The organism is Shinella sp. R2-11, assembly GCF_055330205.1.
The window spans coordinates 89,754-115,898 of sequence record NZ_JBVAPC010000002.1 but is presented as its reverse complement, the minus strand read 5'-3'; the positions used below and the strand labels follow the sequence as shown (position 1 = coordinate 115,898).

Below are 26,145 nucleotides of genomic sequence, written 5' to 3'. Positions count from 1 at the left end.
TGCCGCTCACAAAATTACGTAAGATTTTTTTGAAGCCCCTCAGCAATTCGAGGCTTGGAAATAATATTCCAAGAATTATTTAAAAATAGCTAAAATATAGACAAACGTTTCGAGGCCGACTCGACGTGTCACTTTTCAGACACATCGAGGATTTTGCATATACGCCCCCTGAACAAGAAAACCGCGCCGTGTGAACGGCGCGGTTTTTCAGGGTTTTGCAACGATGGGCTGTAGAATCAGCCTGCTTCGCTGACGCGCGTCAAAGCCACGGAAAGGCTGGCCAGTTGCTGCTCCAATTCCGTGAAGCGCTCGCGCTCGGCCTCGACCACCTCGGGCTTGGCATTGGCGACGAACCTCTCGTTCGAGAGCTTGCCCTCGATGCGGGCCGCCTCGGCCTTCGCCTTGTCGATCGCCTTTTCGAGGCGGGCCTTTTCAGCGGCGAGGTCGATCAGGTTGCCGAGCGGCAGGCAGGCGGTCGCCTCGCCGACAACGATCTGGGCCGCGCCCTTGGGTGCCGCGTCCTCGAGGCGGATGTCCTCCACGCGGGCGAGACGGCGGATGGCCGAGTCGTGCGTGGCGAGCCGCTTCCTGGTCAGCGTGCTAGCGCCGACGACGACCAGCGGCGCCGTCGCGCTCGGCGGCACGTTCATCTCGGCGCGGACCGAGCGGATGCCGGAGACGAGATCGACCAGCCAGTTGATCTCGTCGGCCGCAGCCTCGTCCGCATAGGCGGGCGCCGGCCATTCGGCATGGCAGATCATGCTTTCGCGCGTTACGCCCTCGCCCGCCGTGTGTGCCCACAGCTCTTCCGTCATGAAGGGCATGAAGGGATGCAGGAGCTTGTAGGTTTCCTCCAGCACATAGGCCGCGCAGGCCTGCGATTCCGCCTTGGCCGCTTCGTCCTCGCCGCTGAAGACCGGCTTGAGGAGCTCAAGATACCAGTCGCAGAACTGGTTCCAGATGAAGCGGTAGAGCGTGCCGGCCGCGTCGTTGAAGCGGTAGGTCTCGATCGCCTCGGTAACGTCGCGCGCCGTGCGGGCAAGCTCCGTCAGGATCCAGCGGTTGATCGTCAGCGAGGCCGTTTCCGGCACGAACTTCGGATCGCTCCTCACGCCGTTCATCTCGGCAAAGCGCGTGGCGTTCCACAGTTTGGTGCCGAAGTTGCGGTAGCCGGCGATGCGGGCTGGGTCGAGCTTCACGTCGCGGCCCTGTGCGGCCATAATCGCCAGCGTGAAGCGCAGCGCGTCCGCGCCGTATTCGTCGATCAGCTCAAGCGGGTCGATGACGTTGCCCTTGGACTTCGACATCTTCTGCCCGTTCTTGTCGCGCACCAGCGCGTGGACATAGACGGTGTGGAACGGCTCGACCGGGTTGCCGAACTCGTCCTTCATGAAGTGCAGGCCCATCATCATCATGCGGGCGACCCAGAAGAAGATGATGTCGAAGCCGGTAACGAGGACGTCGGTCTGGTAATATTTCTCCAGTTCCTTCGTCTGTTCCGGCCAGCCGAGCGTCGAGAACGGCCAGAGGGCGGAGGAGAACCAGGTGTCGAGCACGTCCTCGTCGCGCGTCAGGATCTCGCCCGGCGCGAAGTTCTCCAGCTTCTCCTCGACCCAGGCCTTCCACGGGCCTTCATGGGCGATGTAGTGCTGGATGGCAGCGTGCAGCGCCTCTTCCTCGGTCTTCTCCACGAAGACCTGGCCGTCCGGGCCGTACCAGGCCGGGATCTGGTGGCCCCACCAGAGCTGGCGGGAGATGCACCACGGCTCGATGTTCTCCATCCACTCGAAATAGGTCTTTTCCCAGTTCTTCGGCACGAAGTTGGTGCGGCCCTCGCGGACGGAGGCGATGGCGGGTTTGGCCAAGGTCGCGGCGTCGGCGAACCACTGGTCGGTTAGCATCGGCTCGATGACGACGCCGGAACGGTCGCCGAAGGGCTGCATGACCTTCTTGTTCTCGACATAGGGGACGTCGTTGCCCTCGGCGTCCTTGACGGTGACGGCAAGGCCCTCGGCATTGATCGCCTCGACGATGCGCTTGCGCGCCTCGTAGCGGTCGAGGCCGCGATATTCGTCGGGCACGAGATTGATGTCGTCGACTTCCGCCTCGCCCGGGACGTCGCCGGACTTGGCGATCTCCAGAGCCTGCGCCGCATAGACGGCGTAGGGCTCGCCGTCGGCGCGCATGGAGGCCTGCGTGTCCATCAGCCGGTAGAGCGGGATATTGTTGCGGCGGGCGACCTGGTAGTCGTTGAAGTCGTGCGCGCCGGTGATCTTCACCGCGCCGGAGCCGAAATCGGGCTCGGGATATTCGTCGGTGATGATCGGGATGAGGCGGCGGTGCTCCTTGGGGCCGACCGGGATCTCGCAGAGCTTGCCGACGATGGGCGCATAGCGCTCGTCGGACGGGTGGACGGCGACCGCGCCGTCGCCCAGCATCGTCTCGGGACGGGTGGTGGCGATGGAGATGTAGTCGCGCTCCTCCTCGAAGACGACGTTGCCGTCGGCGTCCTTCTCGACATAGGTATAGGTGGCACCGCCCGCCAGCGGATACTTGAAGTGCCACATATGACCGTCGACTTCCCGGTTCTCGACCTCAAGGTCGGAAATCGCCGTCTCGAATTTCGGGTCCCAGTTGACCAGTCGCTTGCCGCGATAGATCAGGCCTTCCTTGTAGAGCGAGACGAAGACTTCCAGCACGGCGGCGGAAAGCCCCTCGTCCATGGTGAAGCGCTCGCGCGACCAGTCGCAGGAGGCGCCGAGGCGCTTCAGCTGATTGAAGATCAGGCCGCCCGATTCCGCCTTCCACTCCCAGACCTTCTCGACGAAGGCCTCGCGGCCCATCTCGCGGCGGCCCGGAAGCTTCTCGGCGGCGAGCTTGCGCTCGACGACCATCTGCGTCGCGATGCCGGCATGGTCCATGCCCGGCTGCCACAGCACGTCCTTGCCGCGCATGCGCTCGAAGCGGACCATGATGTCCTGAAGCGTGTTGTTGAGGGCGTGGCCCATATGCAGCGAGCCCGTCACGTTCGGCGGCGGAATCACGATGGTGAAGGTCTCGGCGCCGGGCTTTGCGCCCTCGCCGGCGCGGAAAGCGTCCGCATCTTCCCACATCTTGGCAATTCGCGGCTCGACCGCTGCGGAATCATAGTTCTTTTCAAGCATTTTCGTGCGTGGCCTGCTGTTTGTCGGTGGGTTTTGTAAACCGGATGGCCGGCATGGAGTCAACAATATCAGAAGAAAAGCCGCGCCGGGGGTTCGGCGCGGCTCAAATCGTCTTTTCGGTGAAGGAAAGCGGCGGCGATCAGCGGCGGGGGCCGCGCGCCACCCGCTCGATCTCCTCGCGCACCAGCCGCTCGACGAGGGTCGGCAGGTTGTCGTCGAGCCATTCCTGCAGCATCGGGCGCAGCATGTCCTCGGCGATCTCGTCGAAGGAGCGGCGCGGGCCGGCGTCGAGGGCTTCCGCCAGCGCGCCGAAGGACTGGGCGACCCGCTCGCCGACAGCCGGCGAGACGAGCGCGGCGATATCCCGGCCGGGCGCGGCCTCCTCGGTGTGGATCTCCACCGCCGGGGCGAAGGCCTCGATGCGTTCCTCGACCGGCTCGATCTTCTCGGCGGGCTGCGCCGCGGGCGCACCATGGCCTGCCGTCCCGGCCATGCGCGCGGTCATCAGGGGATTCTGCTCGCGGGCGGCGGCCGGGGCCGGCTCGGCCGGCAGGGTATCGGCCGGCTCGCGGTTGGCGGCGACATGGCGCTCGGAGGCGGCGCGCACGCGCGCGGCGACATCGGCCAGCGACATGGCCGGCTGCACGCCCTGCTCCGGCCGATGGATCGGCTGGACGATGGCGGAGCGCTGCTCCTCGGCATGGAAGCGGTCGACCACGACGGAACTGTCCAGCAGGCTCGAATGGCTCTCGGTGGTGATATCGAAGCCCTCGTCCTCGCCGGCATCGTGGGCCAGTTCCGGCTGCGCTTCGTTGTTCTCGATGATCTTGCGGATGGACGCCAGGATTTCATCCATGGACGGTTCACGCGCTACATTCGGCTGAGCCATTTCTATCCCCGTTCTCTGCGGCGTCCGCGGCCTGCCGCAGAAGGCGTGCCGGACATGCCGAAGACCCTAGGCGAGTCCGGCGGCGAACTAAATCGCTGCGAATCAAGTGTTATAAGTGATGCACAGTTTTGTTTGGCCTGCCAAGGCCCGGGCCGGCCCGCTGGAAAAACAAAGGCCCGCCGGGCGAGCGGCGGGCCTTTCGATGTCCGTCCCTTGCGGGACGCTCAGAAAACGAATTCCTTCGCCCTGCGGAAGCCGGGAAGCGGCTTGACGGCGGTGTTGAAGACGTTGCGCTCGGAAACGCGGCCGCCTTCCTTGATATAGAGGCGTGCCTGCGAGGCGTTGCCGTAGCCCTCGACGACGACGAGGCGTCCGCCGTCGCGCAGCTGCGCGAAAAGCGGCTCGGTGACATATTCGACGGCGCCGTGCACGAAGATCACGTCATAGGGCGCTTCCGGCGCATAGCCGGCTTCCAGGTCGCCGGTCACGACGGCGACATTGTCGAAGCCGAGGCGGGCGAGCGTTTCGGTCGCCGTCGCGGCAAGGTCCGCATCGCTTTCCAGCGCGACGACGGAGCTGCCGAGCCTGGAGAGGATGGCCGAGGCGTAGCCGGTGCCGCAGCCGACTTCCAGCACGATGTCGGCCGCCGCGATATCGGCAAGCTGGATCAGCTTTGCGAGCGGCGACGGCTCCATGAGGTAACGGCCGGGCGCGATCTGGATGTCGTTGTCGATATAGGCGAGCGGCCTTGCCGCCGCCGGCACGAACTCTTCCCGCGGCACGGTGAGGAAGGCGTCGAGCACCTCGTGCGACGTCACATCCGTCGTACGGATCTGGTTGTCCACCATCTTCGTGCGCGCTGCATTGTAGTCAATCATCTCTGGCCCTTAAGAATGAACGGCGAAGACCGGCGCAAAGGCCCGGCCCGCGCCGGATGCGTTGCAATTCTCATAGTGCGGTTTCGGGGCGGGTGTCCATAGGCAGCGGGCCGCTCCGCGCAAAAACAGCGCCCTTCGCCGGCCTCACCTTATCATGAATAAATTACTCAACATATTATTGCCTGTCATATGCATAATGTCGTATTGAGCACTCAGGTTTCGGCGGCCTTCACCGGCCGCACCCCACCCCGTTGCCAAAACGGGCTTCGCTTGAATTGAGACATGCAAGAGGAATACGCCGTGCTCAAACGGTCTCGACTGCACTTCGCGATCATCCTGATGGCCCTCGCCATGCCGCACGCCGCTTCGGCGCAGAGCCAGGAGACGCCGTCGGCCCAGACGGATGCCGGACAATCCACCGGCACCGGCGCCGCGACGACAACGACCACCACCACGACGGACACGACGTCCCGGCCGGCAGCGGTGGAGAACACCACGCCGAACCAGGCGGCCGGAACCGAGGCCGACACCGCGCAGGACGACGAGGACGCGACCGAGCTCGACGCCGTCGACGACGCGGAGGGCGCCCGCCAGGCCGGCCTGCCGCACGATCTTTCGCCCTGGGGCATGTTCATGGCGGCCGATATCGTCGTCAAGGGCGTGATGACCGGCCTTGCCTTCGCCTCGGTCGTCACCTGGACCGTGCTGCTCGTCAAGCTCGCCGAGCTCGGCGCCGCCCAGCGCTCGGCCCGCAGCGCCGTGCGCCAGTTGATTGCCGCGCGCGGGCTGGAGGACGGCGAGCAGGCGCTCGGCCGCAACCGCGGCGTCGCCGCGCGCATGACCCGCGCCGCCCGCGAGGAGATGGACGCTTCCGAGCCCGTGCTCGACCACGTCTCCGATGGCGGCGTGAAGGAGCGCATCGCCTCCCGCCTCGCCCGCATGGAAGTGCATGCCGGCCGCCGCATCGCCAAGGGCACCGGCCTTCTCGCCACCATCGGCTCCACGGCGCCCTTCGTCGGCCTGTTCGGCACGGTCTGGGGCATCATGAACTCGTTCATCGGCATCTCGAAGGCGCAGACCACGAACCTCGCCATCGTCGCGCCCGGCATCGCCGAGGCTCTGCTGGCGACCGCCATCGGCCTCGTCGCCGCCATCCCGGCCGTCGTGATCTACAACTTCCTCGCCCGCGCCATTACCGGCTACCGCCAGCAGCTCGCCGACGCCTCGGCCGCCATCGAGCGCCTTGCGAGCCGCGACCTCGACATGCGCCGCGCCCAGCGCCAGCCCGCACAGCGCGGCGCCGCTTCCTTCGTGAAGGTCGGGTAACGCCATGGCCAGCAAGATCAGGGAAGGCGGCGGCGACGACCTCGAAGAGAACAGCGAAATCAACGTGACGCCGTTCATCGACGTCATGCTGGTGCTGCTCATCATCTTCATGGTGGCCGCCCCGCTCGCCACCGTCGACATCAATGTCGACCTGCCTTCCTCCGTCGCCCAGCCAACGCCGCGCGAGGACAAGCCGATCTTCATGACGCTGAAGAAGGACCTCACGGTCTCCATCGGCAACGGCGAGATCGCGCGCGACAATTTCGGCCCCGAGATCGACGCCGTGACGGAGGGCAACAAGGATGCGCGCATCCTGCTGCGCGCCGACAAGGCCGTCGACTACGGCAGCGTCATGGACGTGATGAACCTCTTGCGCGGCGCCGGCTATGCCAAGATCGCCCTTGTCGGCCTCGAGGGCGCACCGGCGCAATGACCCGGAACGGCGCGCTTTCCCGCGCGCCTTCCGCCGCTTCCAAAAAAAGCTTGGCATTCGGCATGAATGCCCCTTGCACCCTGTCTAAATTCGTTCTAAACGCCCGGCACCACTCGCTTTATAGCAAACGGACGGCCTCGTGGCGGAGTGGTTACGCAGAGGACTGCAAATCCTTGCACCCGAGTTCGATTCTCGGCGAGGCCTCCAACCCCTTCACCGCAATCTCGCAATCGCTTGAAACCACACTGTAAAAAATCAGGTGTGGCAGTATGGGCTTGAACCGTTCCGCCACACCAAAATCAGGTGTGGCAGGCCGTTCCCCAAATCTCCCCTCGATCGATATTGACTCTTCTCCTTCTCCGGATCATTTACCGCTCTGGCGGAACGTGAACACATAGAGAACGAAGGAATGCGGTCCTTCGGGTGGAGAAACCGCATGACGAAGGACGATCTTTCGTATGGCGAGGAGCTTGCCGCCGGAAGCAATCTTACCATCTACTGTTTCCCGTGTGACCGAAAGGTCGAGTTTGACCCTACAAACGTAGTCGAGGGTCAGAGACCGCTCGGGATGCGTTTTCGATGTTCAGCTTGCGGCCAATATGGTCTTTGCATCGTATCGCCAAAATGGCGACCCAATGCTTGCGGGGACATGATCCCTTATGGAACCCCGCCTAATCTTCCTGACGGCTTTTATGGCAAAGGAGAATTCATAGGGCCGCCGCGGGAGGTTACCCGAAAGCATCGGCGCGGGAGGCGATGACACCATGTCTCGACTCGCCTACATCTTGGGAATGGCTATAGACGACCGCACCGATACCCGTCCCCATGTGCCGGAAGAGCATTATTGCGAGCATCCGGAGTGCAACAAATGGGGAGGATTCGGGCTGGCTCGATCCAAGGCCGAGCCGATGCGCTGGTGGTGCTGGGAGCATTACCCTTACAAGGAGCCGGGCTCTACCCGAAATAGTGGGGCGTTGCCATGCTGATCTACGCCATATCCGGCGCCGGCATTGTTTCCGCAATCCTCGCGTGGCTTCGCCCGTCGATCTGGTCGATGTTCGCGGCGGCAGCGATAAACCTTACGGCGGCCTGGCTGACGCTGACGGCGTATTTTTGAGGGCTTGTCCGGTCCACCCGAGCTTGATCACCAGCCACTTCCCGTAATATAAGTGGCTTGGGCGTGACGCTGGCGAGCTATACCCAAAGGAAACGAGGGGGTCTAAGGATCTCACTTACGGCGCAAAGCCACCTCTCACGAGAAAGGCGAGTGCAGCCATGATGATGCCCCCGATGAGTAGCCGCACCACCCACTGAAGGCTATCGGATATCTTGTCGACCTTCGATCCGACAGAGTCGATTTTGTCATTCATCGCTTTCCACTCGCCTTCCTTGCGGGCGTCAGCCAGATCGCTCTGCCTCTGCCATGCCTCAAGGGCGGCGATGCGCTGAGTGTTGCCTTGGATGGTATGCTCGGCGCTCACCATGCGGCTCCGCAGATCGTGATCCGTTTCGGGTGGGCTCATTTCCGACATCCTTGCTGCGTTTGGCATGTGCGGTTATGGGCAATGACCTGTTCGGCAAACGGCCGGTCATTGGCGACGATATAGGCGCGGGTGCCGGCCGATGGCGTCAGGGCTTCGAATCCCGAACCGTCACTGACAGACGCCGTCTGTGAGCACGCCGCCAAGCTCCCGGCAAATGCCAGCATCATCAAGCTTCGAAACATCCGCATTGGTGCGGCTCCTTTTCTGCACGAGTTCGATAGCCTTCTTGAGCGTGTCGGCGCGCTCCAGCGCCCTGCCCTGCTCCTCGGCGCGCGGGAGGAGCCAGAGGTCATTGACGATGCCGAAGCCGAGGAAGACGACGAAGCCGCCGATCAGCGCGCCACCGATGAGGGAGAGCCTGTCGATCATGTCGCCCACCCAAGCCGCTTGGCCGCGGCATAGGCCATTTCGACGCCGGCCCCGAGGCCAAAGCCGGCGAGCATGATCAGATCAGGGTCAGCACCGATCTGCTGGCCGAGATCCGCATCGAGATAGCCGGCGGTGACAAGAGCGGCAGCGAGATAGCGCAGAGCGATGCGCGCGAGGACAGCGGTCATTTCTTCCATCCTTTGAACAGGGCGAGGAAAACGGTGATCAGCGCAGACAGAGCGGAGCGCTTGGGGGTGGTGCCCAAATCGGCCTCTTTCGCGCTGGATGTGCTGGGTTTTGAGGGTTTCGGGGTGGTGCCCAAATCAGCATTTTTCGAGCTGTAACCGGCATCACGCAGCGCCTTTTCGAAGGCTGCAGCGTAGCCGGCAATCATCGCCCCGTTCTTGGCGGTGTCGCCATTCACGATGGCCCGGGAATTGTAGTATTTGAAACCCGGCACGTCGGGGTTTCGGGTCACGAGGTAATCGTAGTCGGAAAGCTTCTTGCCAGTGAAAAGCCCCTGCTCCATTCCGTCGAAAGTCGCGCGGACTGAAGCCTTAAGATCCAGAGCCGACGCCTTGGAGAGACCGAGCTTTCGGTAATTCTCCTCGTGCGTGATCTGGATGAGGCCTCGGCCGAACCAGCCTTCGCGCCAGTAAGGTTTCGTGACCCACGGAAGCTGCCCCTTGGCATAGGCCGCATCGAGACGTTTGATCACAGTCGCGTCGGAAGGATTCCGTTCCTTGCTGTTGGCGTAGACCGTTTCCTTCACCGGCTGCATCTGTCCGCCTGTCTCGTGATAGACCTCCGACAGGATGGCCGCGAGGTGGAACAGCGGCGTTGCCCGCTTCTCCGCCTCATCGAGGATGGCCTCGACGCCGTTGACCTGCGCTTGAGACAAAGACGTGCCAAAGACGCCGGACGCGCGCTGGCGCACCGACGCATAAAATGCGGAGCGGTTCATGGGAATGTTCCTGAGATGGAAGGGTTAGGAGGCGGCGAGGATTTCGGCGGCACGCTCGGCGCCGAAAAGACCGGTCGCCATCGTTTCGAGCAGCGGCCAAAGCTCATGGTCGCTGCGGTAGGACGAGGCGTACTTGAAGATGTTCTGGATGCGCACCGGCTGGGTTGCCATTGCCGCCTCAACCTGATCAGCCTCCGCATCCGTCATGCGGGACCAGAGATCGACCGGGTAAAGGACGGTCGGGACTTGAGGTTGTTCGGAAGGAACGTAAGGCGCGATATCGCCGGCAGCGACGATCTCGGCATGAAGCGCCCGGCCAAACTCCTGGTCATCGTCAGGCGATGCCGTGAACGGTATCCACCCATGATCCGCATGGGCAATCTCGACATCGATGGACCCGAAGCGGTTGAAAGCGGGGTTGCGATATTGGGTGCTCATCACGAAATCCTCTTCCAGAGACCGCCGGGATAGGTGTTGTCGTTCGACGCTGCCGAGCCACAGAACATCCACGATCCGGTCATAGGATCATTGCTTGTCACCGCACCGAAGCCTGTCCCGGGGATGACCCCGTATGGCGTGAGATTGTTAGACGATCTTACCGCCATGGCGGTCAGGCTAGACCCAGCCACAATGTCGCCAGCGGCGATTTGGCCTTGCGTATTGCGCCAAGCGAGCGTGTAAGACCCGATATCATAGCGGGCACGGGCGGCGATCGCCGTCGGCACCCTCGCGTCAAAACCCGCAGTTGTTGTAAGCCCGAGATCCATATCTGCATCAGCGGCAGTCACGGTTCGATCAGCGGTCAGCGCCGTGGTGATGAAGGAAAGCGCCCGAGGCGTGCCGGCTGCATTGAACAGCTTGAACGTGGCGGCGGCGAATTGGCCGTTGGCAATCGTACGCGATGTCTTGAAGATGCTCGAAATCAGATTCGCGAGCGTGAACTTCTTCAGGCCCCACGAGGCTGCACTGTCGGCGAGCCCCATCTCGTCAGCGTCATCGAGCGAAGCCTTGGCCGTTGCTGCATGGATGGCTGCGGCAATCCCGCCGGTGACAGTCGCCGCCGCCTTCATCGCCCAGTGATAGGCCGAGTAGAGGCCGGGCAGAACCGGCACGTCTTCTGCTTCAGTAGCCCACTTTCCCGCGAGGGTGGCGCTGTTCGCTGCGTTCCCTGCGGAAGTGCTGGCATTCGAGGCGCTGGCCGCGGCCGCATTCGCCGCGGCTTCGGCAGCAGCTACAACAGCCGCTGAAACCTGATCGCTCACGAGGCGGAACGTTGTCCCCGCGACGATGCCGATGAGCTGCATTCCAGCCAGGAGACCTCCGGGGGAAACATCGTTTCCGGTATTCGTCTTGATCGTGAGCGTCGGACCACCGTTGAACGCAACGGTTACGGGAGAAGCCGTGTTGGTTTCATAAACCCCCATCATCACCAGCGCCGAGGAACTGATCGGCAGGGAACTTGTCGCAATGATCGCGTTTGGCGTTCCGGCTCCGACATCCGTGGTGGTGATGAAGCTATAGGGCAAATCCGCCGCCCTGCTCCACGAACCCGTGCCAGAGGCCCCAGCCTTCTGATAAATGCCGTTATAGGCGGCGGTCGGGTCGTTGACGACCCACGCCATGCTGTTCGGGCCATGCGCCAGATCGGAATATAGCGCAGCTCGAGTTGCGTAGACGGATCCGCTATTTGCCCCGATCGCGGTCACGAACGATTCTAGCCAAGTTCCCCATGCCCGAATCTTCGCCTTGTCCGGCTGCGCAGGGGCACTTGCCGGGCCATCAGCCCAGATCGTGTTTGCAGTCTCAACCATGGTGTCTCCGTTGATTTTAGGTGACAGTGAACGCGCCGGTCGCGACCGGGCTGCCGGCAATGTCCGAGCCGTTGACGGATACGACCCATCCGTATTTCACCCCGGCTGATAGGCCGGTAACCGTGCGAGCGTCGTTCGCACCGGCAGCACCATATTCGGGCGGCGGATAGTAGGTGGCGGAGCCGAAGCTGTTGGTCGTGCCGATGTAAATCTTGGCGCCGACGTAGTTTTCGCTGTTCGGCGCGATCCAGTTGAATGTGGCCGCTCCCGCAGATGGCGAGACGGAGACGCCGGTCACGATACCGGGCGGCGTCGGGTCGGAGGTCGTGGTGACGGTCTCCGTCGGCGACCAGTCCGAATAGCTTCCCTTGGAGCCCTTGAATGCAACCTCAACATCGAGGACCGTGTCTGCGGGCACAGCGGACGTGCTGAGGGTTATGATACCGCTCGCCGGAGTGACATCGGGGAACGCCTGCTCGACCCAAGCGCCGGGCGAACCGGAGCCGCCGTTCTGAACGCGATAATGAAGCACCGGCGTCAAGCTGTCGTCTGCGGGGTCAGTGATGATCACCTTGAGGTAGACCGATCCGCCGGTCGCTATTGCCTGCACAGCCTCGACGACGGGCGCGTTCAGGCCTGCGGCATTAGGAGCTGGGGGCACCGGAGGCTGCTGGCCTTCGTCCACGGCCGGCGTCCAGGCGTCAATGTCGTCCGGGTGCTGCACGATCTCCATCGAGAAGCCGCCCTTGGTGATGGCAAGGATCGATCGGCGGTTTTCGATGAGCTTGCCGTTAAGCCTCGGCAGACGGTTCGGCGTTTCGAGGCGCACCCATCGCGAATAGATGGCGTTCAGCCCGGAAAGACGCACATCGAGGGTGCCTTTCACCTTCTGGCAAAGCCGAAGCCAGTCGCGCTTGCCAAGGCGCCGGGCCTGCCGCCACTGATGGACCCACTGGTAGTTTGCGTCCTCAGACAGGATTCGGCCGTCTTCGAGCTGGGCGGCTATGTCTTCGAAGAAGTCCGTGTCGCTGGTGGTGTAGTCGGTCGCCGGGTAGGTGAACTTCGGCACAAGCCTGTTGATCGCGTCTTCGAACAGGACGTCGTATTGGATCTGGTGGCCGATAATATCGGCATCCGTCAGCACCGCGACCCTGTCCTCCCGGAACTTACCGACGGTGAAAAGAAGCGCGCCATCGCCGCGCTCGCAGATCCAGCCGTCGCATGCGGCCAGGATCGCGTTCGTGGCGGCCTTCGGGCCGTTTTCCGTTGTATCCCAGCCATTGCACTCGTAGCGCTTCTCCGTGCCGCCGGAGGCGCGTGGAATATCCTCGTCGCAGATGTTTGCTTCCTCGATCCACATATTGAGGACCGGCAGGATGGCCTTCCGATAGTCGCGGCGGTGGCCGAATTCATTGAAGCACTGATGCCAGCACATGATCAGCGCAGCGTTGCGGGTGAAGGTCCACGTAGAAGGGTCCTCAGGGTCCTGCGCCGGGTTCCGATAATCCCAACAGCGGGCGCCATCCACCTCGACGGAAAGGCTCGGGGCACCGTAAGGAAACGCACGCTGCTGCGCGCTCTGCGCGGCATTCCTCGCTTCAATGGCCACGGAAGCCTGCCCGTCTCCACGGTGAGCGTTCGTCCAGAGGTTCTGCGACGAGAGCGCCGTCACGAAGCGCGCATAGGGCGTCTCCGTCGAGAGGCCGAGGCGAGAGAATATCCGCACGCGGTCTCCACCATATCGGCCGCCCGTCAGGCCCGTCACGATCCCAGTGGCCGCATTGACGGTGACCAGGTCATCATGGAGGAAATGCCGATTGACCGCCTGGATACGATGGCCGGCAATCGCCTGCACGCAATAGAGCGTCGAGCCCACGGCCTCCCAGAGCATCCGAGCGCCGGCAACTCGCGTTCGGCCCACGACGAAGTTCCGATACGGAATGGCCTGAGCGAGAGGAACCTTGCCATCTTCCGCCTTCGGTGGCTTGGGTGCCATCATCATTTGTATGCCGATAGCAATAGCCGTGGTGGCGATGGCGGAGGCTATCGATGCGAACGTAATTGTCGTGGCGCCGATCGTGAAACCAGCGGTCCCGAAAATTGCGGTGAATATCGGCGTGAAGATCGGGTCGAAAAGAACCTGGCTATAGAGCGAGGTCGTGTGCCCCAAGCCGTAGCGCTGGAGCATCATGCGATGGTGAAAGCTCAAGGCAGATATCTCCAGGCTGCAACGTGGTCAGCACGCTTTCCAGCCACACCATTGGGGCCTAGGGCCACCCACAGCGGGCCGAACCGGATGGCGCAAATTTCCTTGACCATGCAATCGACGGCCGATGGCGCGCGGATCACGCCAATGTCGCCGTCTTGCAGGGCATCGACACGAGTAAAGCCAAGCGGCTCTATTCCGTCGCCGATCATCTTCACCAAGCCGCCTTTGGCGCTCATGACGGCATATGCGCCGCGCTCGTCGCTGTAGGTCCCACGGACATGGGCGGCTGGGTCGGTCCCGCAGAGATGCTGCGCCCATGTTGCACAGAACATCACGCAATCGTCGCCGGAGACCCCGCCCCAACGAAACCGATGAGGCAGGCGAATGAACTCGTGAATATCCATGGGCTTCTCAGAAGTTGGGCCAGACCGGCTGGACACCACGGGCAAGTCGCGCCGTGCCGTCGCAGAATTTGTCGGTCGGCGAGATCGCCTTTTGATGGGCAGAGGACCAAAGAGAGCGCGAAGGACGTGATCTGGTGCTTTCCCCTGCGACCACCGACAGGGAGAGCATCAGCGACGGCTCTCCGTCGCTTAGCTGTGCCTGGGATGCCTCCCCGACGTGCGAGGCTATCCCGCTCCAAATTGGCACGATGGCACTCATCGGCTGGTAATAGCGGTCGAGCGTCGTAATCCCGATCTGGACCTGTGCGCCCCTGACCGGAGGCAGAGCGTCCAGCGTCTTCGCGCCTGTAACAGGATCGATGCCCGACAGTGTGAAATCCACGCTGTCCGCAGTCCCATTGATTAGCACCTCCAGCGTCGGCACCCCGATCAGGACGCCGCCGCCGAGATAGACGGTTCCGTTCGGATCGATGCTGTCGAAATTGGCCGGGATGTCGTGCACCCCAAACCAGACATGGAGAGCAGGCTGGGTCCCCACCCGAAGGAAGAGCCCGAGTTGATGGCTCCCGCGCATCTCCTCAATGACGGCATCAGGTATCCACGCCATCAGAACGCCTCAGTGAACTGGAGCGTCGGTCGCGCCTGGAGCCAGCCGTCGACATCGAGCGGCAGCGTGAACCCTTGCGGAAAGCGCATGACGCAGAGCGGCCGAGCCAACTCAACGCGCGTGTTCTCGTTGCATGCCTCGCGAAGCGCCGGCCCGATCCCGAGCGCATAGTCGGAATAGCTCAACTCTATGCCTTCCACGGTTTCAATCCCCTCTTCGGTCTTGGTGCTTTCCCAATACCGATATGCGCGCCATCCCTTGGACGGGTGGTTGATCGAAAACCAGTCAGACCAACGCAGAGGCCGGGAAGCCCCGTAGACGCGCAAGAAGATCTTCCCTGCCCCGAGCGCAGCTGAAGCCGTCAAACGCCCCCACACAGAAGCCTGCGAGTATCCGGAGGTATCGGAGAACAAAGCACCGTCCGAATGCGGGATGCCGTCAATGACAGGGCGCCGTGCCGCGAATGGTCCCCAAGCATCGGTCAAGAGAGGCACGTTGAAGAAGCGGAACCCGCCATTGCCGCGAGCCCCCAGCCAATTGATGATCTCGAAACGCTCGGTATCGTCTGCCTGAAGGACGCATTGCTCGTAGAGCGCCTTCACACGGCCCCCACCGCTCATCTCTATCGAGATCGCTTCGCCTGTCCCGTTCACGCCGCCATCAATCGAGTTTCCGATGATGTCGAAGGATGCCCGCTTCGGCCGGAGAAATCTGACCGGAACGGTAGGATTGTCGGTATATCGAGCCATCCTTAGCCTTTCTGGTTCGAATAACGCCGCTGCATGTCGCCGAAGCCGCCACGCCGCATCTGGTAGCTCTGCTCGCCCTGGGCAGCCGCGATGCCCTGCTGAACAAGTTCGCGAATGTGCTGGTCGCCGGAGCCGCCATAGATGTGGATGTCGTATTTCGGCGGCTGGACTTTTGCGTCGTTGCCGTTGGCAGCCATCATGTCCTGGCTCTTGTTGGTGTTGAACACCTTGGAGCCCTGAGGAAGATTGACGAGTTCGGGACCGCGCTCGCCAACGATGGCAAGACCGCCAGGAGCATAGTTCGTGCCATCGGCGTAAAGACCGACGCCGCCCTTCAGCCAGGCCGACGCAAACTGCGAGGAACCGGAGAACAGGCCCATCCCGTATTTGGTGAGGCCGGAGAGAATGCCACCTCCGCCGCCGTTCGCCATGAGCGCCTGCGGAATGCTGGCCAGGGTCTGCCCTAGCCCCTCCGTCATTTTCGCGGTGGCGGTGGCTGCGTCCCCAAGCCCTTCTATCGCTTTGGAGGCCTTTCCGATTCCCTCGAAATTGCCGATGCCGGCATTCTTCGCACCATACCATGCGCCCCAACCGTTCTTCGCTGCATGGTCGAGAGCGAAATCAACGCCGGCAGGGCCATTGGCTGCGAGACGAGGATCAAGGCCTGTGCGGCGCTGGAACTCGTTGCCGAGGCCGCCGCCCATGTAAAGCTGATAGGGACCGAACGACGGTTCGCGAACGCCGTTTTTGACGAAGTTCGACTGAAGATTCCAGCTGTTCAGCCCACCTTCGGATTTCGCTACTCGAAGAGCGATGTCGGGATCGATGCCCCGCTTTGTCGCGGCCTGAGCGATGTACGAAGCGATATCGGTCGAAGGGATCGAGGAGGCCTTGGCCAGACCAACAAAGCCGCCGGCCGTGTTGTCATTGACTGCCTTTCCACCGATCCCTATGGCCTTTGCCGCCACCGAGCCGATTGCGTTGGTCGCTCCTGCCCCCGTGCCGCCCCTCGATCCTGTGAGCCAGTCGGCAAAGATGTTTCCTATCCCGTCGAAGAACTTTTCCCACAGCTTCGATGCCTCGCCCGAAATAGCGGCCTCAAAACCCTTGAGGAAAGCCTTCCCGATATCGCGGCTGCCGGAAAGCAATTCGGCGCTGAACGCATCTCCGAAGCCCCGGGCCAAGTCCTTTGCCTGCTGCCATTGAAGCTGCTGGCGGATGGCGTTCGCCTCAGGCGAGTTCAGATTTTCATCAAGGCCATAGCGCGTGAGCGTAGTGGCAATCTGCCGGTCCATCGCGCTACGGCCAGCCTGGCGCTCGGCGAAGCTGACATCGAGCCAGAAATTCGCCTTCGCCTCCTGCGCACGGAGATAGGCCTTGGTGACCTCATCAACCTTCTCGTTTTCCTTCTCCAGTTCGAAGAAGTTGGGCTTCTCCGTTGGCACCGGAACTGCAGTAAACCGCCCATCCGAATTAAGAATGCGAGAATCGGCCACGTCAGGATCGGCCGCTAGATCGGAAGGTCTCGACGTCGGGATGCCGGGAACGCGGGGGATGAAGTCACTTGGCCGGCGGATAGTGCCGTTATCGTTGAATGTCGCCCCTTCGACGATGTCTTGGACGCTCGTTCCACCCGCGAGGGCCGCGATCCATTCGGTGCGCGCTTTTTGCGCCGCTTCAACCCCGCGATAAATCGCGGCAGTAACCTCGTCGAATGCCTTGCTGAACTCGAGAACCTGCGGCGTGCCGTAAGTGGTTACCGCGGTGGCAAGCTCACGCTGGACCCGATTGAGGTCGGCCATGGATGCTGTGCCATTGTCCAGACGCTCACGAAGGTCGCCCCACGCCGAGACAAGATCGCGAACGATGACAGCGTTGTCCGGATCGCCTCGCAGCGACCGAAGGGCCTCTATTGCTTTGACCTTGATATCGTCGAGGTTGGAGGAAAGTCCCTTCAATTCCCGACCAGCCAGAATGCCGCCGGCTTCACGGCCCTGAGCAATCTTGTCGGCTCGGTCAAGTTCATCGACGTAGGCTTTCAGCGCAGGCGCCGCGTCCCCCCACAGTTCAGCAGCGCGGCGGATCGTTTCATTCTGCTCCTCGAAGAGCCTTGAGGTTTTTTCACTCCCGCTTTCCGCGGTGGAGAAATATTGGACAAGAGCGGCAACCCCAGCCGTGAGCCCTACGGTTACAAGCGTCACGGGGCTGATGATCGACCCGAACGCCGCAGCGAGACCCGCCACAGGGCGCTCCATCGATGCCAGAACAGAGGCTAGCTGAGTGCCCTGTTGAAGCCCGATCATGAGCGGGTTCATGCCCATGGCAGCAGTTACCGCGATGTCCTGAAACTGATAGCCAGCATTGATGCCGGCCGCTCGCTGCGCGCCGCTCACCCCATTCTGGTTTGCTGCCTTGACCGCAGCCCCCGCCATCGTTGCTGAAGTCTTCAGGCGCTCAAAGGCCAGGCGTTCACCGTCAAGCGCCTTTTGCATCTGCTGGGCATTGATGATCCCGAGCTGATGAGCCCTGTTGATCTCCGACACCGCGGCCGCATAATTCTTCTGCGCATTCGCCAAGGGCTGATACTTGACCGTCAGGCGCTCGATCTCGGCGCGGAAGGCCCTAACGTGCTCATCCTGGCTCTGGAACGGGCGGGCGACCGGCGGCACCTTCTTCGTCTCGTCTCCGACACGCTTTAAAGCGCCGGCAAGCGCTCCGGCCGAGGTCGTCAAGCTTTCTGCCGCCGTCTCCATCTTGGCGGCTGCGGCATACAGCCTCTCCAGATCGATAGCAGCCGACGACGCCTGTGTGGAATCGATTTTGAAGCCAAGTGAGGCAACAGTCATGGGTTTACCTTTGGGTGAAAGGCGGTATCGTCCTCGCCGAAACGGAGGCAGCTAGGATGATGAAGAATTTTGTTGCTCTGGGCGCACTTCTCGCGCTGGCAGGCTGCAACACCATAGAAAACCAGTATGTCAGCGCCACCGGTCGTTACGGTAGCGGACAGACAACCTTTGGGGCCATGCAGGAGAACGTGAAGTTCTCCATCGGCGATGGTCGGGTAACCTGCCGCGGCACCGCACCTGACTGGCGGAAAGCAACGGTGGTCATTCCGGTGGCATGCACCGATGGGAAGTCAGGGACAGTAACCATGACCAGACCCATGACGAACGCATCCATGGTCGCTGGTGAAGGGACCATGCAGTTGACCAATGGCGAAACACGTCGCTTCATATTCGGCCGCAAAGACCAGCTTTGATCCACGCCAGCTTGTTGGGGGAGAGCCTTCCTCCGTGATAAACTAGAACAGCTCAGAGAGATAATGCTCAAGACCATCAACACGCCCCTTGGCTGGGGCGCCATCACTTTCGTTGCCTCAATGATCCTCATTGGCTCGCTACTAGGCCCCGTCGCCTGTAATTCCGGCTGGCAGTCTTCCTCCATTGGCAGACAGGGAGCATGTTCCCATCACGGCGGAGTTAATCGCACGCCTGCGCTGCTGCAGTTCCTAGCGAGCCTTGGTTTGGGTGTATGGGTAGGCGTTCGCATCAGAAATAAACGAACAGAGAAGCCGTCACGCCAAATCGTTTCTAGCGCAACTCAGAGGGCCACGAACTCCAAACGAGGCACGATCTGCCCATCTTGCGGATTGGCAATGAGGGCGTTCGCCTTGGATGGAAAAATCCTTCTGCGTTGCGACTGCGGGACGGAAGTACGGTATCGATGAACGATACTCCGGTACCTACGGCTTTGGTCGCCCCTCCAGGGTCTATTCCATCTACGTCAAGTGCTCATAGGTAATGAAAAGGCGCCCCGAAGGGCGCCTAGAGGCTATTCAATCTGGTTAGACCATCGAATAGATCATCAGTGCGAGACCAATGATCGTTGCGACGTCAGCGAATATCGCTAGCCAGAACGTAAAGCGCCGAGAAACTACTCGCCGCATACCCTTTCAATGATGTTCATCATCTACTTCCCCCAACTGTGCTGGTGCTAGTAGAGCACACAACGATGGCTTCCTCAACCAAATATGGCATTCCGGCCATGGTTGAATTTCTGCTCAAGCCTGCCCCTCTGCGATTAGCTCGGAGTGCATGGGCACCTAAAGCCTTAACTGGCTTAGATCTTTTCGGAAGTAGCCCCATTCTCAGGGGAGACAGTCCTCTCACCAATTCTGTTTATCTTTTCGAACAGGAAGGTAATGGCGTAGACACTAAGAAAGCCATAGTGGGCGACAAAAAACAGAACAGCAATTAAGCCAAGGTTTTGAACCTTTGAGAAATTATCACCTGACACATATACAAAATCCACATTAATCAAAACAATGTACATTATGATATAAACAACACCAATAGTGCATAGATAACCGAACAAAAGGCTTGCATATTGCCGAAGCGTCAGGGTCTCATAAAAATAACCCTGATCTTTATTGTCCCAGAATCGAATTTGGGCATTCGTACCTTTTAGTTTATTGTCGAGCCCAGCACGTTCAAATGTAGCGAAAGCTCCAAGCGCTGCGAGGTGGAACGGCACTACGAAGACCATAAACTGGAAGATGTTAGACGTAATCTTGGCGACAATATCGTCAGTAAACGCCCTTGGAAAGTTCCAAATAAGTACGACGATCCCCGCCGTCACCAGCGACGGTAGGATCAGTTCGTATACTCGCTTCGACCGATAGAACGGCTGGTCACCTCTGATGGCCAAAAAGCGCATCGAGGCGAGCAACTCTCTGAACCACCACATGGCTACTTCCAGTGCTTCTCGGCGTGTATCGCTTCTTTGGCAGACTTCAAAATCGGAACGTGGAATTCGCCATAGCAATCATCTAAGGCGCCGGTGAGGCCGGTTATCGGTACGGTTTTGCAGTAACGCATATCCGCCTCCTCCAGCTTATCGATAGCAATCGACTTAGTATTTCCAACCGCGTTCCCCTGCTCATCAACGAGCTCAAGATTCATCGCCTCGAAGTCGATACCGGTTAGGGATTGTCTGAGGTGATCAATCAGGCTTTTCACACGCCCAAAGTCGTCAGTTGGCACGATCCGTGCGGCGAGTTGAACGTCAAGTCGCTGAATTTTTGCGTCGTCGGCTTCGCCTTGGAATTCCTTCTTCCCGCGTACTAGCTTAAACCCGCCGATCTTTCCCTCTTCCAAGTCCTTTTTCAAGCTAGCGTTTGGTTGAGGATTGAAACTCACTGTGGGGCGGTACTGAATATCCTCAGGCTTCTCTTTTGCGCTTCGACGCTTCTTTTCCGCGACAAATTTCTCCGGGTGCTCGTTCGCATATCTCTCAAGCAAATTCGCGAGGAAGCTCTTTGCCAGCGAGCGTCCTATCCCCCTTGTCCGCTCCATCGCCATTCTATGCCGCCCCCCGTCAGATCCCGCGGCGATCGCCTGCATAGAAATAACCAAGTGCGAGGATGAACCAGGGACTGCGCCTGGATCGTCTGATGTTATCGTTGTGACTTGCCGGCTCTTGGGGTTTACAAAGCTTGGAAGACCGCGGCCCGGGTCACCGCGAACAAGGAGAATCGATAAATATCCATCCTTATCATCTAGATCCGAGATGTAGATCGCGTTTGATTCGTTAAGCGCTTGGTCGGATTTAGCATCCGTTCCTACTATGTAGGCGATAGCCTCACCTTTGTCGTAGAAATGCCTGCATGCGTCTACAAGTGATTGCAGATACACTTCCGCGCTAACGGCCGGGTATCTACCCATACTGAGCTTCATTAAATGCAGGAATCTGTCAGCCAAAACACGCCCCTTCAATTCTCCGCGTCAATCAAGACGAAAAAGCAGAAGAGAGTCGAGTCACTTTTCATTCTAGAATTGCAGAACCGCGAGAGGTTCCACAAAGATTTGCATGTCCAGGGACGCTTGTTCGCCGCCCGCTGCGCCTCCCTCTCCTTTTGCAAGCCCCGCGAGAGTGCAGCCTATTTCCCCCGATGAGGAAACAGCGCATCGAACAGGCGAGCGGTAAGCGGACGCTTGGAGACACCGGGTTTAGGAGCTTCTTTGCCCTCGGTCGCCTTCGCAGCGTCCACAGACCTCCGCTTGATATCGAGGGCGATTATCGCATCGAGTTGCCACGGCAGAAGCGAGATTTCGCGAAGGTCGGCCCAAGCCTTGATTTCGCGAAATCCGAGGGCATTTAGACCCAACCCGTTTCCCTGTCGCTGGCAATCTAGTTCCCTGAACCAGTACCAGACTTGCTCGCCGGCCGACGGGATCTTGATCGGCTTTCCGTCGGCTTGGTCTGCGACGAGCTGGCAGAGGCGTTCGATGAGCTTGTGGCGAAAGGGCTACGACGCACCGCCCGCGCCTGGGCCTGCTCCATGAACATGCGGAACCGGCCGAAGAAGGTCCGCGCATTCTCCTCAGAGAAGGGAACCTCCTTGCCGCCGATTGCCGGGTTCGGGCTCCAGTGCGTCACGACCTTGGAAAGGAAGGCGATCATTCGCTCGTCTTCCTCGTCCTCTGCGCTCTGCAGGCTTCCCCTCTCCTCTGCACGAGCTGCGAATTCGGCTGCAACCGATTTCATCGCCTGCCTTGCCCGCTTGCTGTCAGGCCCGACCATGCCAAGCTTGAGGCCGATCGGCTGCCCGACCTCGTCGAGAAGGTCGAACTCGATGCCGGCCTCCTGCGCCTGGACGAGGGCATCGAACCGATCGAGAGAGATCATTTCAGCCATTACGCGCCTCCGCCAGCGGCTACCGTGACGATAGCGCTGTTGATTTCGATGTTGCCCGAGATCAGGCGGGCAGTGTTCGCCCCGCCGCCATTCTCCTGTGCGGTCATGACGATGCCGTAGAAGAGCTTCGTCGTGCCGGTCGGGACGGTGGTGGCGGTATGCGTGCCGCTCTGGGTGCCCGTCGTTGTGATGGCAGAGCCGCCCGGAGTAGCCGCTACGCTGAACGCATCGGTGGTGGGGCTAACGACATAGTAGGTGGTGCCGGCGGTCAGCCCGGTCGGAAGCGCGCCGGTCGTGCTGAACTTGATCGGCGTATCCGCGGCGAGGCCGTGCGCGGTCCAGGAGACCACGCCTGGTGCTGCGATCGTCATGGTCACCACCGACGTCGCCGGGGCCGGAGCATCGTCAAAGGCGAGCTTGAACGGGAAGTTGTGCGTCGTCGCTTCAGCGGCGATGAGCGCGATCTGTCCGTCGTCCTCGGGCAGGATGATGAAGTTGTTCTGCATCGAGCCAGCGTTGCGCGTGCCCTTTGCCTTCAAGTCTCGGCCGGAGGAAATGACCGATTCGGTGATGAGCGTGGCGGCATCGCCGATTGCGCCCATGGTCTGCCAGCCCTTGATTTCGGTCCAGACGGTGGAAGCGAACAGCGCCGCCGTCATGTCCTCGTCATCGGGCACGTCATTGATGGCCGGGCCGATATAGATCTTGGCACCGGCAACCGGATAAAGCTGAGCCATGGCTCATTCCTTTCTGTCTGATTGCGCTTGCCGAAGGCGCTGGGACGGCAGGCCAATCAGGCCGGAACTCGTGGGTAGCAAACCCACCGAATCGTGACTGGGATCGTTACGTGGGTATCGCCTACGACGAAGACGCTGATCTCCGGGTCCTCATCGATCCTGACAAGGGCGGTGTCCTTCGCGAAGCGAGTGCCCCGCTTGAAGTGGGCTCTGATCTGGGCGGCAATATCCAAGCCTCGCGCGTGCGTGGTGCCGTTGGGCCACATCACGTTCGCACGCATGAAGCCTTGCCGGATCGGGTCCATCTCCAGCGAGAGGTCAGTCTCGATGGAGCGGTTGAAATGGACTTCCAGGCTGACGAATGGCTTTGCGGCCTGAGGAACGATGTCGATGCCGGGATAGGCGACGTTCCCCGCAGCGGTCCATCCCGAGGGAAGGGTCCACGTACCGAAATACTCCATGAGGCCGCGAAAGATATTCTCTTCAACCGTTGCCGCCATTCGTGCTACTTCCTCAATCCATGGCCGAACAACCGCTCAGCGATCGCGAGATCTTTGCCTTGCTTGACAAGGCCGTTGACCTTTTCCGGGGGCAGAAAGCAGAGACAGAAGGCGGAGAGGCTGTGATCGAGATGTTCATCAGGAACACCGACTTCATCCAGCGCGCCATGCTGATTATGTTGGCTGAGAACCGCCCTCAAAACGGGAACGAACCTTAGCCTCCGCCTCAGCCACGATTTGCGGCCACCGCTGAGCGGTAGCGTCGACAAAGCCAAAGCCTGCCTGATTGTAGACGCGCCCTAAGCTATCGGTCCCGACGAAGCCGTAGTTCATGCGCGCGGCGTATCCAGCTTGAAACCCGAGATAGACGGTCGAGCCAAGTTCTGCCCCGGCGATCACCATCTCCACGCCACTATCCGGAAACTCCTTCTGTTCCGGCTTGATCGTCGGCATTTCTACAGTCGATGCCATTAGCGAACGGCGGAGGTGGCCGAATTTGACCGGCATCCTTCCGCCTTCTGCAACCGGCTTTCGTACCTCATTGGCGACCGTCTGCGCAGCGGTCTGGAAGATCGCTTCGGCACGCTCCAGCTCCGCCCTGCTCCATTCCCCAATCGTGGCCGCAAAGCTCATCAGCGGCCTCGTGAGCGGGCGTAGGCTTCCGCGAAGTCGTAGTCGTATTCGACGTCACAGCGGCAAGCGATGATTTCAGCTGCGCCAGCCCCAAGTGAGGTATCGCCTGGATAGCGCAGCATCGCACCAGACGGAGATTGGAATGCCAGATCCATGCCCCGCACGACTTGGCCGTTCAGAACCATGTGGGTGTGGCGGACTCGCCTGTCTCCAGCCGATCGCCACTTGCGGGTGACGAGGCTTGCATCGCGGCCCATCTTGTCGAGGCCCTGCTGAAATGCCTCGTGCTTTGCGGCCATAACCGACGTCATCGTCTCCGTTCTAGCAACCATCTCGCCGCGGAGCTTCAGATTGCGGTCTCGAAGGCGCGTCAGCACTCTATCGAGGGTGGCCTTGTCCAGCGGCTTCCCGGTGTCGATTGCGCGCCGTACGGCTCCATCCAGCCGTTTGTCCCGGGTCTTGAGCGTCAGGTACTTTCGCATCAGCTCGGCATCGCCCGAAAGAAGGTTGATGCGCGTCCGTTCGATCAACGCCGCCTGCTGGGCATTCAACCCTATAACGCCGCCTTCCCGCTTGCCGGTGATGCGGCTCTGCCGTCCGACCAAGTCGAGAGCAATGGCGCTTGGCCCCTGCCCTTGGGCATAAGCTGAGACGATGGTCTCGCGCGCCGCCTCCCGCGTCTGCTGCGTGATCCCTGTGATCATCTTCGAGGATAGATCGCGGATGTTCGCCTCGGCACCTTGGTTCTGGACGTCCCAGCGGAGAACTACACGCCCGCCAAGCGGATCAGAGAGCCGCGGCATATCCTTCACGACTAGGATGCCGCCCGCATTGTAGGCCTGCCTCAGCGCCTCAGCGAGCGGGCGGAAGGCAGCCTCATCGATGTGGAGGGCTTCAATCGCCCCTTCGACATCTCGCCGTTCCAACCTCTCCACAATCTCGCGAAGCACGATCTCGGACTTGATGTCCTCGACCGCCTCCAGAAAGGCCCGCTCCATCTCCGGGGCCAGCCTGTCGATCAGGTCAAGAAGCTGCTGGCGGAGAGTGGCCATCAGTCTGCCGGCTTCTCGGCTTTCTTGACAGCCTTCTCATTGGCAGGCGCCTCATCCTTGATGATGGAGCCGAGGCCCAGCCGTTCGATGGCCTTTGCCTCCGACACCGGCAGGCCAGTCAGCATTTTCCCGGCCTTCTGGCTCTTGTAGTTCTTCGAAAGCAGGACGTTGCACATGTCATGATCCTTCTTTTAGGCCCATACAGTAGGGCGAAATTCGCGCATTGAGAGAGCTTGACAATGATCCGCTACCTTGAACTAAAAAGTGGGCTGGAGATATTTTGTCGGTCGATCTGAAGGGACATCGAATGACTGAGGACGAACGCAAAGATATCGACATATATATGAGAATTCTTGACTATACGCTCAAGCGGCATGAGTGGAGAGCAAACATTGAATGGAAACTGACGCTTGCAGTTTGGACGTTGCTGTTCGCAGCAAGCGCATTTTTTATAAGTCAGAAGGCGATACTGCCTCTATGGGCCAGCGTCACCATGCCATTACCGATCGTCGCCTTTCATGTCTTTTGGCTTGATGGGATATATCAAGGGCACGACGAGTGGAAAGCACGTATGAATTTTTGGGCCGACAAAGCTCAAATGAAAGCACTTGAGGGAGACGTCACAGGGCTAAACATCGTGCGAATGACACGTCCAGAGCGGAAACATAGTTCCGCATTTCTCGGCCAGGGTAAACCTGTCTATTTAGCGGTAACGGTAATGCTTTCCCTCGCGTTTTCGTTCGGGCCCAGATTGGTCACCTACCCCAACCAGTCGCCAGCATTGACACAATCGGCTCTTCCACGCTGAGCAGATCGTCAATTCTGCGCGACTTAATCGTGCTTGCCCTCCGTCGTTCATCGCCTAACCTGCATCTCCCAAAACACCACCAGCCCGGCCGGCGATAGCGGCTTGACGTTGACGATGGTGTGCTCCTCGCCGCCGCAAGCCGGGCCTCGTAGCGCTCAAGCAGTTCGTCAAAGGTCATGCTCTATCCGATCAGCCAGCCGGCCGCCGCCCATCCGAGGTGAGCGAAAGCGCCCACGACGAACGCGATCAGCGCGCCGCGGACCATGAGGCGGGCAGCCAGAGAGGGAGGAACGTTGTCGTTCATTGACAACCCCTATTCTTGCCATATTATGCCACTCAACCTGTGGGAGGGGAAAATGGCTGACGAATTAC

General features: G+C 60.6%; 29 protein-coding genes and 1 tRNA gene. 6 read left to right on the top strand and 24 right to left on the bottom strand.

The genetic code is table 11. The annotated features are described in order from the left end of the window. Positions 1 to 236: 236 nt before the first annotated feature. The 3 genes from ACZ1A1_RS05220 to ACZ1A1_RS05210 form a co-directional block, all read right to left on the bottom strand. The gene (locus tag ACZ1A1_RS05220; protein WP_463619076.1) at positions 237 to 3,164 is read right to left on the bottom strand and encodes a valine--tRNA ligase; all 2,928 of its coding nucleotides are present in this window, start codon (positions 3,162 to 3,164) and stop codon (positions 237 to 239) included. Positions 3,165 to 3,303: 139 nt separating this feature from the next. Beyond that, the gene (locus tag ACZ1A1_RS05215; protein ID WP_463619075.1) at positions 3,304 to 4,053 is read right to left on the bottom strand and encodes a PopZ family protein; all 750 of its coding nucleotides are present in this window, start codon (positions 4,051 to 4,053) and stop codon (positions 3,304 to 3,306) included. A gap of 224 nt (positions 4,054 to 4,277) precedes the next feature. Then, positions 4,278 to 4,928, bottom strand: a complete 651-nt coding sequence (locus ACZ1A1_RS05210) for a protein-L-isoaspartate O-methyltransferase family protein (RefSeq protein ID WP_313195138.1) — start codon at positions 4,926 to 4,928, stop codon at positions 4,278 to 4,280. Between the two features lie 303 nt (positions 4,929 to 5,231). Between ACZ1A1_RS05210 and exbB the strand changes: the two genes are divergently transcribed. The 4 genes from exbB (at position 5,232) to ACZ1A1_RS05190 (ending at position 7,807) form a co-directional block, all read left to right on the top strand. After that, entirely contained in the window at positions 5,232 to 6,257 is a 1,026-nt protein-coding gene (exbB, locus tag ACZ1A1_RS05205; protein ID WP_463619074.1) for a tonB-system energizer ExbB, read from the top strand. 4 nt (positions 6,258 to 6,261) lie between these two features. Further along, positions 6,262 to 6,690: a TonB system transport protein ExbD gene (exbD, locus tag ACZ1A1_RS05200; RefSeq protein WP_415215638.1), complete on the top strand. Its 429-nt coding sequence runs from the start codon at positions 6,262 to 6,264 to the stop codon at positions 6,688 to 6,690. Positions 6,691 to 6,823: 133 nt separating this feature from the next. Beyond that, positions 6,824 to 6,897, top strand: a tRNA-Cys gene (locus tag ACZ1A1_RS05195). A 772-nt stretch (positions 6,898 to 7,669) separates the two neighbouring features. Further along, on the top strand, positions 7,670 to 7,807 hold the full coding sequence (locus tag ACZ1A1_RS05190) for a hypothetical protein (protein ID WP_463619073.1): 138 nt from the start codon (positions 7,670 to 7,672) through the stop codon (positions 7,805 to 7,807). Positions 7,808 to 7,922: 115 nt separating this feature from the next. On the opposite strand, the gene ACZ1A1_RS05185 is transcribed toward ACZ1A1_RS05190, so the two are convergent. From ACZ1A1_RS05185 to ACZ1A1_RS05135, 11 genes are all read right to left on the bottom strand, one after another. Next, positions 7,923 to 8,213, bottom strand: a complete 291-nt coding sequence (locus ACZ1A1_RS05185) for a hypothetical protein (protein WP_463619071.1) — start codon at positions 8,211 to 8,213, stop codon at positions 7,923 to 7,925. 129 nt (positions 8,214 to 8,342) lie between these two features. Next, the gene (locus ACZ1A1_RS05180) at positions 8,343 to 8,603 is read right to left on the bottom strand and encodes a hypothetical protein (protein ID WP_463619070.1); all 261 of its coding nucleotides are present in this window, start codon (positions 8,601 to 8,603) and stop codon (positions 8,343 to 8,345) included. Then, positions 8,600 to 8,791 (bottom strand): hypothetical protein, encoded by a 192-nt coding sequence (locus tag ACZ1A1_RS05175; RefSeq protein ID WP_463619069.1) that lies wholly within the window; start codon positions 8,789 to 8,791, stop codon positions 8,600 to 8,602. Before ACZ1A1_RS05175 ends, ACZ1A1_RS05180 begins: the two co-directional genes overlap by 4 nt. Continuing rightward, positions 8,788 to 9,567 (bottom strand): hypothetical protein, encoded by a 780-nt coding sequence (locus ACZ1A1_RS05170; RefSeq protein ID WP_463619068.1) that lies wholly within the window; start codon positions 9,565 to 9,567, stop codon positions 8,788 to 8,790. Before ACZ1A1_RS05170 ends, ACZ1A1_RS05175 begins: the two co-directional genes overlap by 4 nt. Before the next feature lie 24 nt (positions 9,568 to 9,591). Continuing rightward, complete coding sequence (locus tag ACZ1A1_RS05165; protein ID WP_463619067.1) at positions 9,592 to 10,005, bottom strand: hypothetical protein; 414 nt, start codon at positions 10,003 to 10,005, stop codon at positions 9,592 to 9,594. After that, complete coding sequence (locus ACZ1A1_RS05160; protein ID WP_463619066.1) at positions 10,005 to 11,378, bottom strand: hypothetical protein; 1,374 nt, start codon at positions 11,376 to 11,378, stop codon at positions 10,005 to 10,007. The genes ACZ1A1_RS05165 and ACZ1A1_RS05160 overlap by 1 nt, the downstream gene beginning before the upstream one ends. A gap of 16 nt (positions 11,379 to 11,394) precedes the next feature. Beyond that, positions 11,395 to 13,587, bottom strand: a complete 2,193-nt coding sequence (locus tag ACZ1A1_RS05155) for a phage tail protein (protein WP_463619065.1) — start codon at positions 13,585 to 13,587, stop codon at positions 11,395 to 11,397. Continuing rightward, positions 13,584 to 13,991 (bottom strand): DUF6950 family protein, encoded by a 408-nt coding sequence (locus tag ACZ1A1_RS05150; RefSeq protein WP_463619064.1) that lies wholly within the window; start codon positions 13,989 to 13,991, stop codon positions 13,584 to 13,586. The genes ACZ1A1_RS05155 and ACZ1A1_RS05150 overlap by 4 nt, the downstream gene beginning before the upstream one ends. Before the next feature lie 7 nt (positions 13,992 to 13,998). Next, positions 13,999 to 14,598: a hypothetical protein gene (locus ACZ1A1_RS05145; RefSeq protein WP_463619062.1), complete on the bottom strand. Its 600-nt coding sequence runs from the start codon at positions 14,596 to 14,598 to the stop codon at positions 13,999 to 14,001. Next, a complete protein-coding gene (locus ACZ1A1_RS05140; protein WP_463619061.1) occupies positions 14,598 to 15,347 on the bottom strand; it encodes a hypothetical protein in 750 nt (249 codons plus the stop codon). Before ACZ1A1_RS05140 ends, ACZ1A1_RS05145 begins: the two co-directional genes overlap by 1 nt. Before the next feature lie 2 nt (positions 15,348 to 15,349). Next, the gene (locus tag ACZ1A1_RS05135; protein WP_463619060.1) at positions 15,350 to 18,193 is read right to left on the bottom strand and encodes a phage tail length tape measure family protein; all 2,844 of its coding nucleotides are present in this window, start codon (positions 18,191 to 18,193) and stop codon (positions 15,350 to 15,352) included. 56 nt (positions 18,194 to 18,249) lie between these two features. Here ACZ1A1_RS05135 and ACZ1A1_RS05130 point away from each other — a divergent pair, with 56 nt between their 5' ends. Beyond that, positions 18,250 to 18,606, top strand: a complete 357-nt coding sequence (locus ACZ1A1_RS05130; protein ID WP_463619059.1) for a hypothetical protein — start codon at positions 18,250 to 18,252, stop codon at positions 18,604 to 18,606. A gap of 860 nt (positions 18,607 to 19,466) precedes the next feature. On the opposite strand, the gene ACZ1A1_RS05125 is transcribed toward ACZ1A1_RS05130, so the two are convergent. The 9 genes from ACZ1A1_RS05125 to ACZ1A1_RS05085 all read right to left on the bottom strand — a co-directional run bounded on the left by ACZ1A1_RS05125 (position 19,467) and on the right by ACZ1A1_RS05085 (position 25,141). Further along, positions 19,467 to 20,093: a hypothetical protein gene (locus tag ACZ1A1_RS05125; protein WP_463619058.1), complete on the bottom strand. Its 627-nt coding sequence runs from the start codon at positions 20,091 to 20,093 to the stop codon at positions 19,467 to 19,469. Between the two features lie 2 nt (positions 20,094 to 20,095). Then, entirely contained in the window at positions 20,096 to 21,106 is a 1,011-nt protein-coding gene (locus tag ACZ1A1_RS05120; protein WP_463619057.1) for a hypothetical protein, read from the bottom strand. A gap of 179 nt (positions 21,107 to 21,285) precedes the next feature. After that, a complete protein-coding gene (locus tag ACZ1A1_RS05115; RefSeq protein WP_463619521.1) occupies positions 21,286 to 21,582 on the bottom strand; it encodes a phage tail assembly chaperone in 297 nt (98 codons plus the stop codon). Further along, positions 21,537 to 22,043 (bottom strand): hypothetical protein, encoded by a 507-nt coding sequence (locus ACZ1A1_RS05110; RefSeq protein ID WP_463619056.1) that lies wholly within the window; start codon positions 22,041 to 22,043, stop codon positions 21,537 to 21,539. Before ACZ1A1_RS05110 ends, ACZ1A1_RS05115 begins: the two co-directional genes overlap by 46 nt. Beyond that, positions 22,043 to 22,780, bottom strand: a complete 738-nt coding sequence (locus ACZ1A1_RS05105; RefSeq protein ID WP_463619055.1) for a hypothetical protein — start codon at positions 22,778 to 22,780, stop codon at positions 22,043 to 22,045. The genes ACZ1A1_RS05110 and ACZ1A1_RS05105 overlap by 1 nt, the downstream gene beginning before the upstream one ends. A 56-nt stretch (positions 22,781 to 22,836) precedes the next feature. Further along, on the bottom strand, positions 22,837 to 23,280 hold the full coding sequence (locus ACZ1A1_RS05100; protein ID WP_463619054.1) for a phage tail terminator-like protein: 444 nt from the start codon (positions 23,278 to 23,280) through the stop codon (positions 22,837 to 22,839). A gap of 174 nt (positions 23,281 to 23,454) precedes the next feature. Next, positions 23,455 to 23,913 carry a hypothetical protein gene (locus tag ACZ1A1_RS05095; RefSeq protein WP_463619053.1) on the bottom strand — a complete coding sequence of 153 codons (459 nt, stop codon included), beginning with the start codon at positions 23,911 to 23,913 and terminating at the stop codon, positions 23,455 to 23,457. After that, complete coding sequence (locus tag ACZ1A1_RS05090; RefSeq protein WP_463619052.1) at positions 23,913 to 24,965, bottom strand: phage minor head protein; 1,053 nt, start codon at positions 24,963 to 24,965, stop codon at positions 23,913 to 23,915. The genes ACZ1A1_RS05095 and ACZ1A1_RS05090 overlap by 1 nt, the downstream gene beginning before the upstream one ends. Then, positions 24,965 to 25,141, bottom strand: a complete 177-nt coding sequence (locus ACZ1A1_RS05085) for a hypothetical protein (RefSeq protein WP_463619051.1) — start codon at positions 25,139 to 25,141, stop codon at positions 24,965 to 24,967. Before ACZ1A1_RS05085 ends, ACZ1A1_RS05090 begins: the two co-directional genes overlap by 1 nt. Before the next feature lie 131 nt (positions 25,142 to 25,272). On the opposite strand from ACZ1A1_RS05085, the gene ACZ1A1_RS05080 reads away from it, so the two are divergent. Next, the gene (locus ACZ1A1_RS05080; RefSeq protein WP_463619050.1) at positions 25,273 to 25,773 is read left to right on the top strand and encodes a hypothetical protein; all 501 of its coding nucleotides are present in this window, start codon (positions 25,273 to 25,275) and stop codon (positions 25,771 to 25,773) included. A 181-nt stretch (positions 25,774 to 25,954) separates the two neighbouring features. On the opposite strand, the gene ACZ1A1_RS05075 is transcribed toward ACZ1A1_RS05080, so the two are convergent. Next, positions 25,955 to 26,077 (bottom strand): hypothetical protein, encoded by a 123-nt coding sequence (locus ACZ1A1_RS05075; RefSeq protein ID WP_463619049.1) that lies wholly within the window; start codon positions 26,075 to 26,077, stop codon positions 25,955 to 25,957. Positions 26,078 to 26,145 lie beyond the last annotated feature (68 nt).

Bases quoted from the DNA above. Each gene is read 5' to 3' on its own strand.
- ACZ1A1_RS05090 (WP_463619052.1), bottom strand. From the start codon at position 24,965: ATGGCCACTCTCCGCCAGCAGCTTCTTGACCTGATCGACAGGCTGGCC.
- ACZ1A1_RS05180 (WP_463619070.1), bottom strand. From the start codon at position 8,603: ATGATCGACAGGCTCTCCCTCATCGGTGGCGCGCTGATCGGCGGCTTC.
- ACZ1A1_RS05190 (WP_463619073.1), top strand. From the start codon at position 7,670: ATGCTGATCTACGCCATATCCGGCGCCGGCATTGTTTCCGCAATCCTC.
- ACZ1A1_RS05095 (WP_463619053.1), bottom strand. From the start codon at position 23,913: ATGAGCTTTGCGGCCACGATTGGGGAATGGAGCAGGGCGGAGCTGGAG.
- ACZ1A1_RS05175 (WP_463619069.1), bottom strand. From the start codon at position 8,791: ATGACCGCTGTCCTCGCGCGCATCGCTCTGCGCTATCTCGCTGCCGCT.
- ACZ1A1_RS05170 (WP_463619068.1), bottom strand. From the start codon at position 9,567: ATGAACCGCTCCGCATTTTATGCGTCGGTGCGCCAGCGCGCGTCCGGC.
- ACZ1A1_RS05075 (WP_463619049.1), bottom strand. From the start codon at position 26,077: ATGAACGACAACGTTCCTCCCTCTCTGGCTGCCCGCCTCATGGTCCGC.
- ACZ1A1_RS05130 (WP_463619059.1), top strand. From the start codon at position 18,250: ATGATGAAGAATTTTGTTGCTCTGGGCGCACTTCTCGCGCTGGCAGGC.
- ACZ1A1_RS05125 (WP_463619058.1), bottom strand. From the start codon at position 20,093: ATGTGGTGGTTCAGAGAGTTGCTCGCCTCGATGCGCTTTTTGGCCATC.
- ACZ1A1_RS05105 (WP_463619055.1), bottom strand. From the start codon at position 22,780: ATGGCTCAGCTTTATCCGGTTGCCGGTGCCAAGATCTATATCGGCCCG.
- ACZ1A1_RS05100 (WP_463619054.1), bottom strand. From the start codon at position 23,280: ATGGCGGCAACGGTTGAAGAGAATATCTTTCGCGGCCTCATGGAGTAT.
- ACZ1A1_RS05140 (WP_463619061.1), bottom strand. From the start codon at position 15,347: ATGGCTCGATATACCGACAATCCTACCGTTCCGGTCAGATTTCTCCGG.
- ACZ1A1_RS05145 (WP_463619062.1), bottom strand. From the start codon at position 14,598: ATGGCGTGGATACCTGATGCCGTCATTGAGGAGATGCGCGGGAGCCAT.
- ACZ1A1_RS05215 (WP_463619075.1), bottom strand. From the start codon at position 4,053: ATGGCTCAGCCGAATGTAGCGCGTGAACCGTCCATGGATGAAATCCTG.
- ACZ1A1_RS05150 (WP_463619064.1), bottom strand. From the start codon at position 13,991: ATGGATATTCACGAGTTCATTCGCCTGCCTCATCGGTTTCGTTGGGGC.
- ACZ1A1_RS05080 (WP_463619050.1), top strand. From the start codon at position 25,273: ATGACTGAGGACGAACGCAAAGATATCGACATATATATGAGAATTCTT.
- ACZ1A1_RS05135 (WP_463619060.1), bottom strand. From the start codon at position 18,193: ATGACTGTTGCCTCACTTGGCTTCAAAATCGATTCCACACAGGCGTCG.
- ACZ1A1_RS05160 (WP_463619066.1), bottom strand. From the start codon at position 11,378: ATGGTTGAGACTGCAAACACGATCTGGGCTGATGGCCCGGCAAGTGCC.
- ACZ1A1_RS05185 (WP_463619071.1), bottom strand. From the start codon at position 8,213: ATGAGCCCACCCGAAACGGATCACGATCTGCGGAGCCGCATGGTGAGC.
- ACZ1A1_RS05165 (WP_463619067.1), bottom strand. From the start codon at position 10,005: ATGAGCACCCAATATCGCAACCCCGCTTTCAACCGCTTCGGGTCCATC.
- exbD (WP_415215638.1), top strand. From the start codon at position 6,262: ATGGCCAGCAAGATCAGGGAAGGCGGCGGCGACGACCTCGAAGAGAAC.
- ACZ1A1_RS05220 (WP_463619076.1), bottom strand. From the start codon at position 3,164: ATGCTTGAAAAGAACTATGATTCCGCAGCGGTCGAGCCGCGAATTGCC.
- ACZ1A1_RS05085 (WP_463619051.1), bottom strand. From the start codon at position 25,141: ATGTGCAACGTCCTGCTTTCGAAGAACTACAAGAGCCAGAAGGCCGGG.
- ACZ1A1_RS05110 (WP_463619056.1), bottom strand. From the start codon at position 22,043: ATGGCTGAAATGATCTCTCTCGATCGGTTCGATGCCCTCGTCCAGGCG.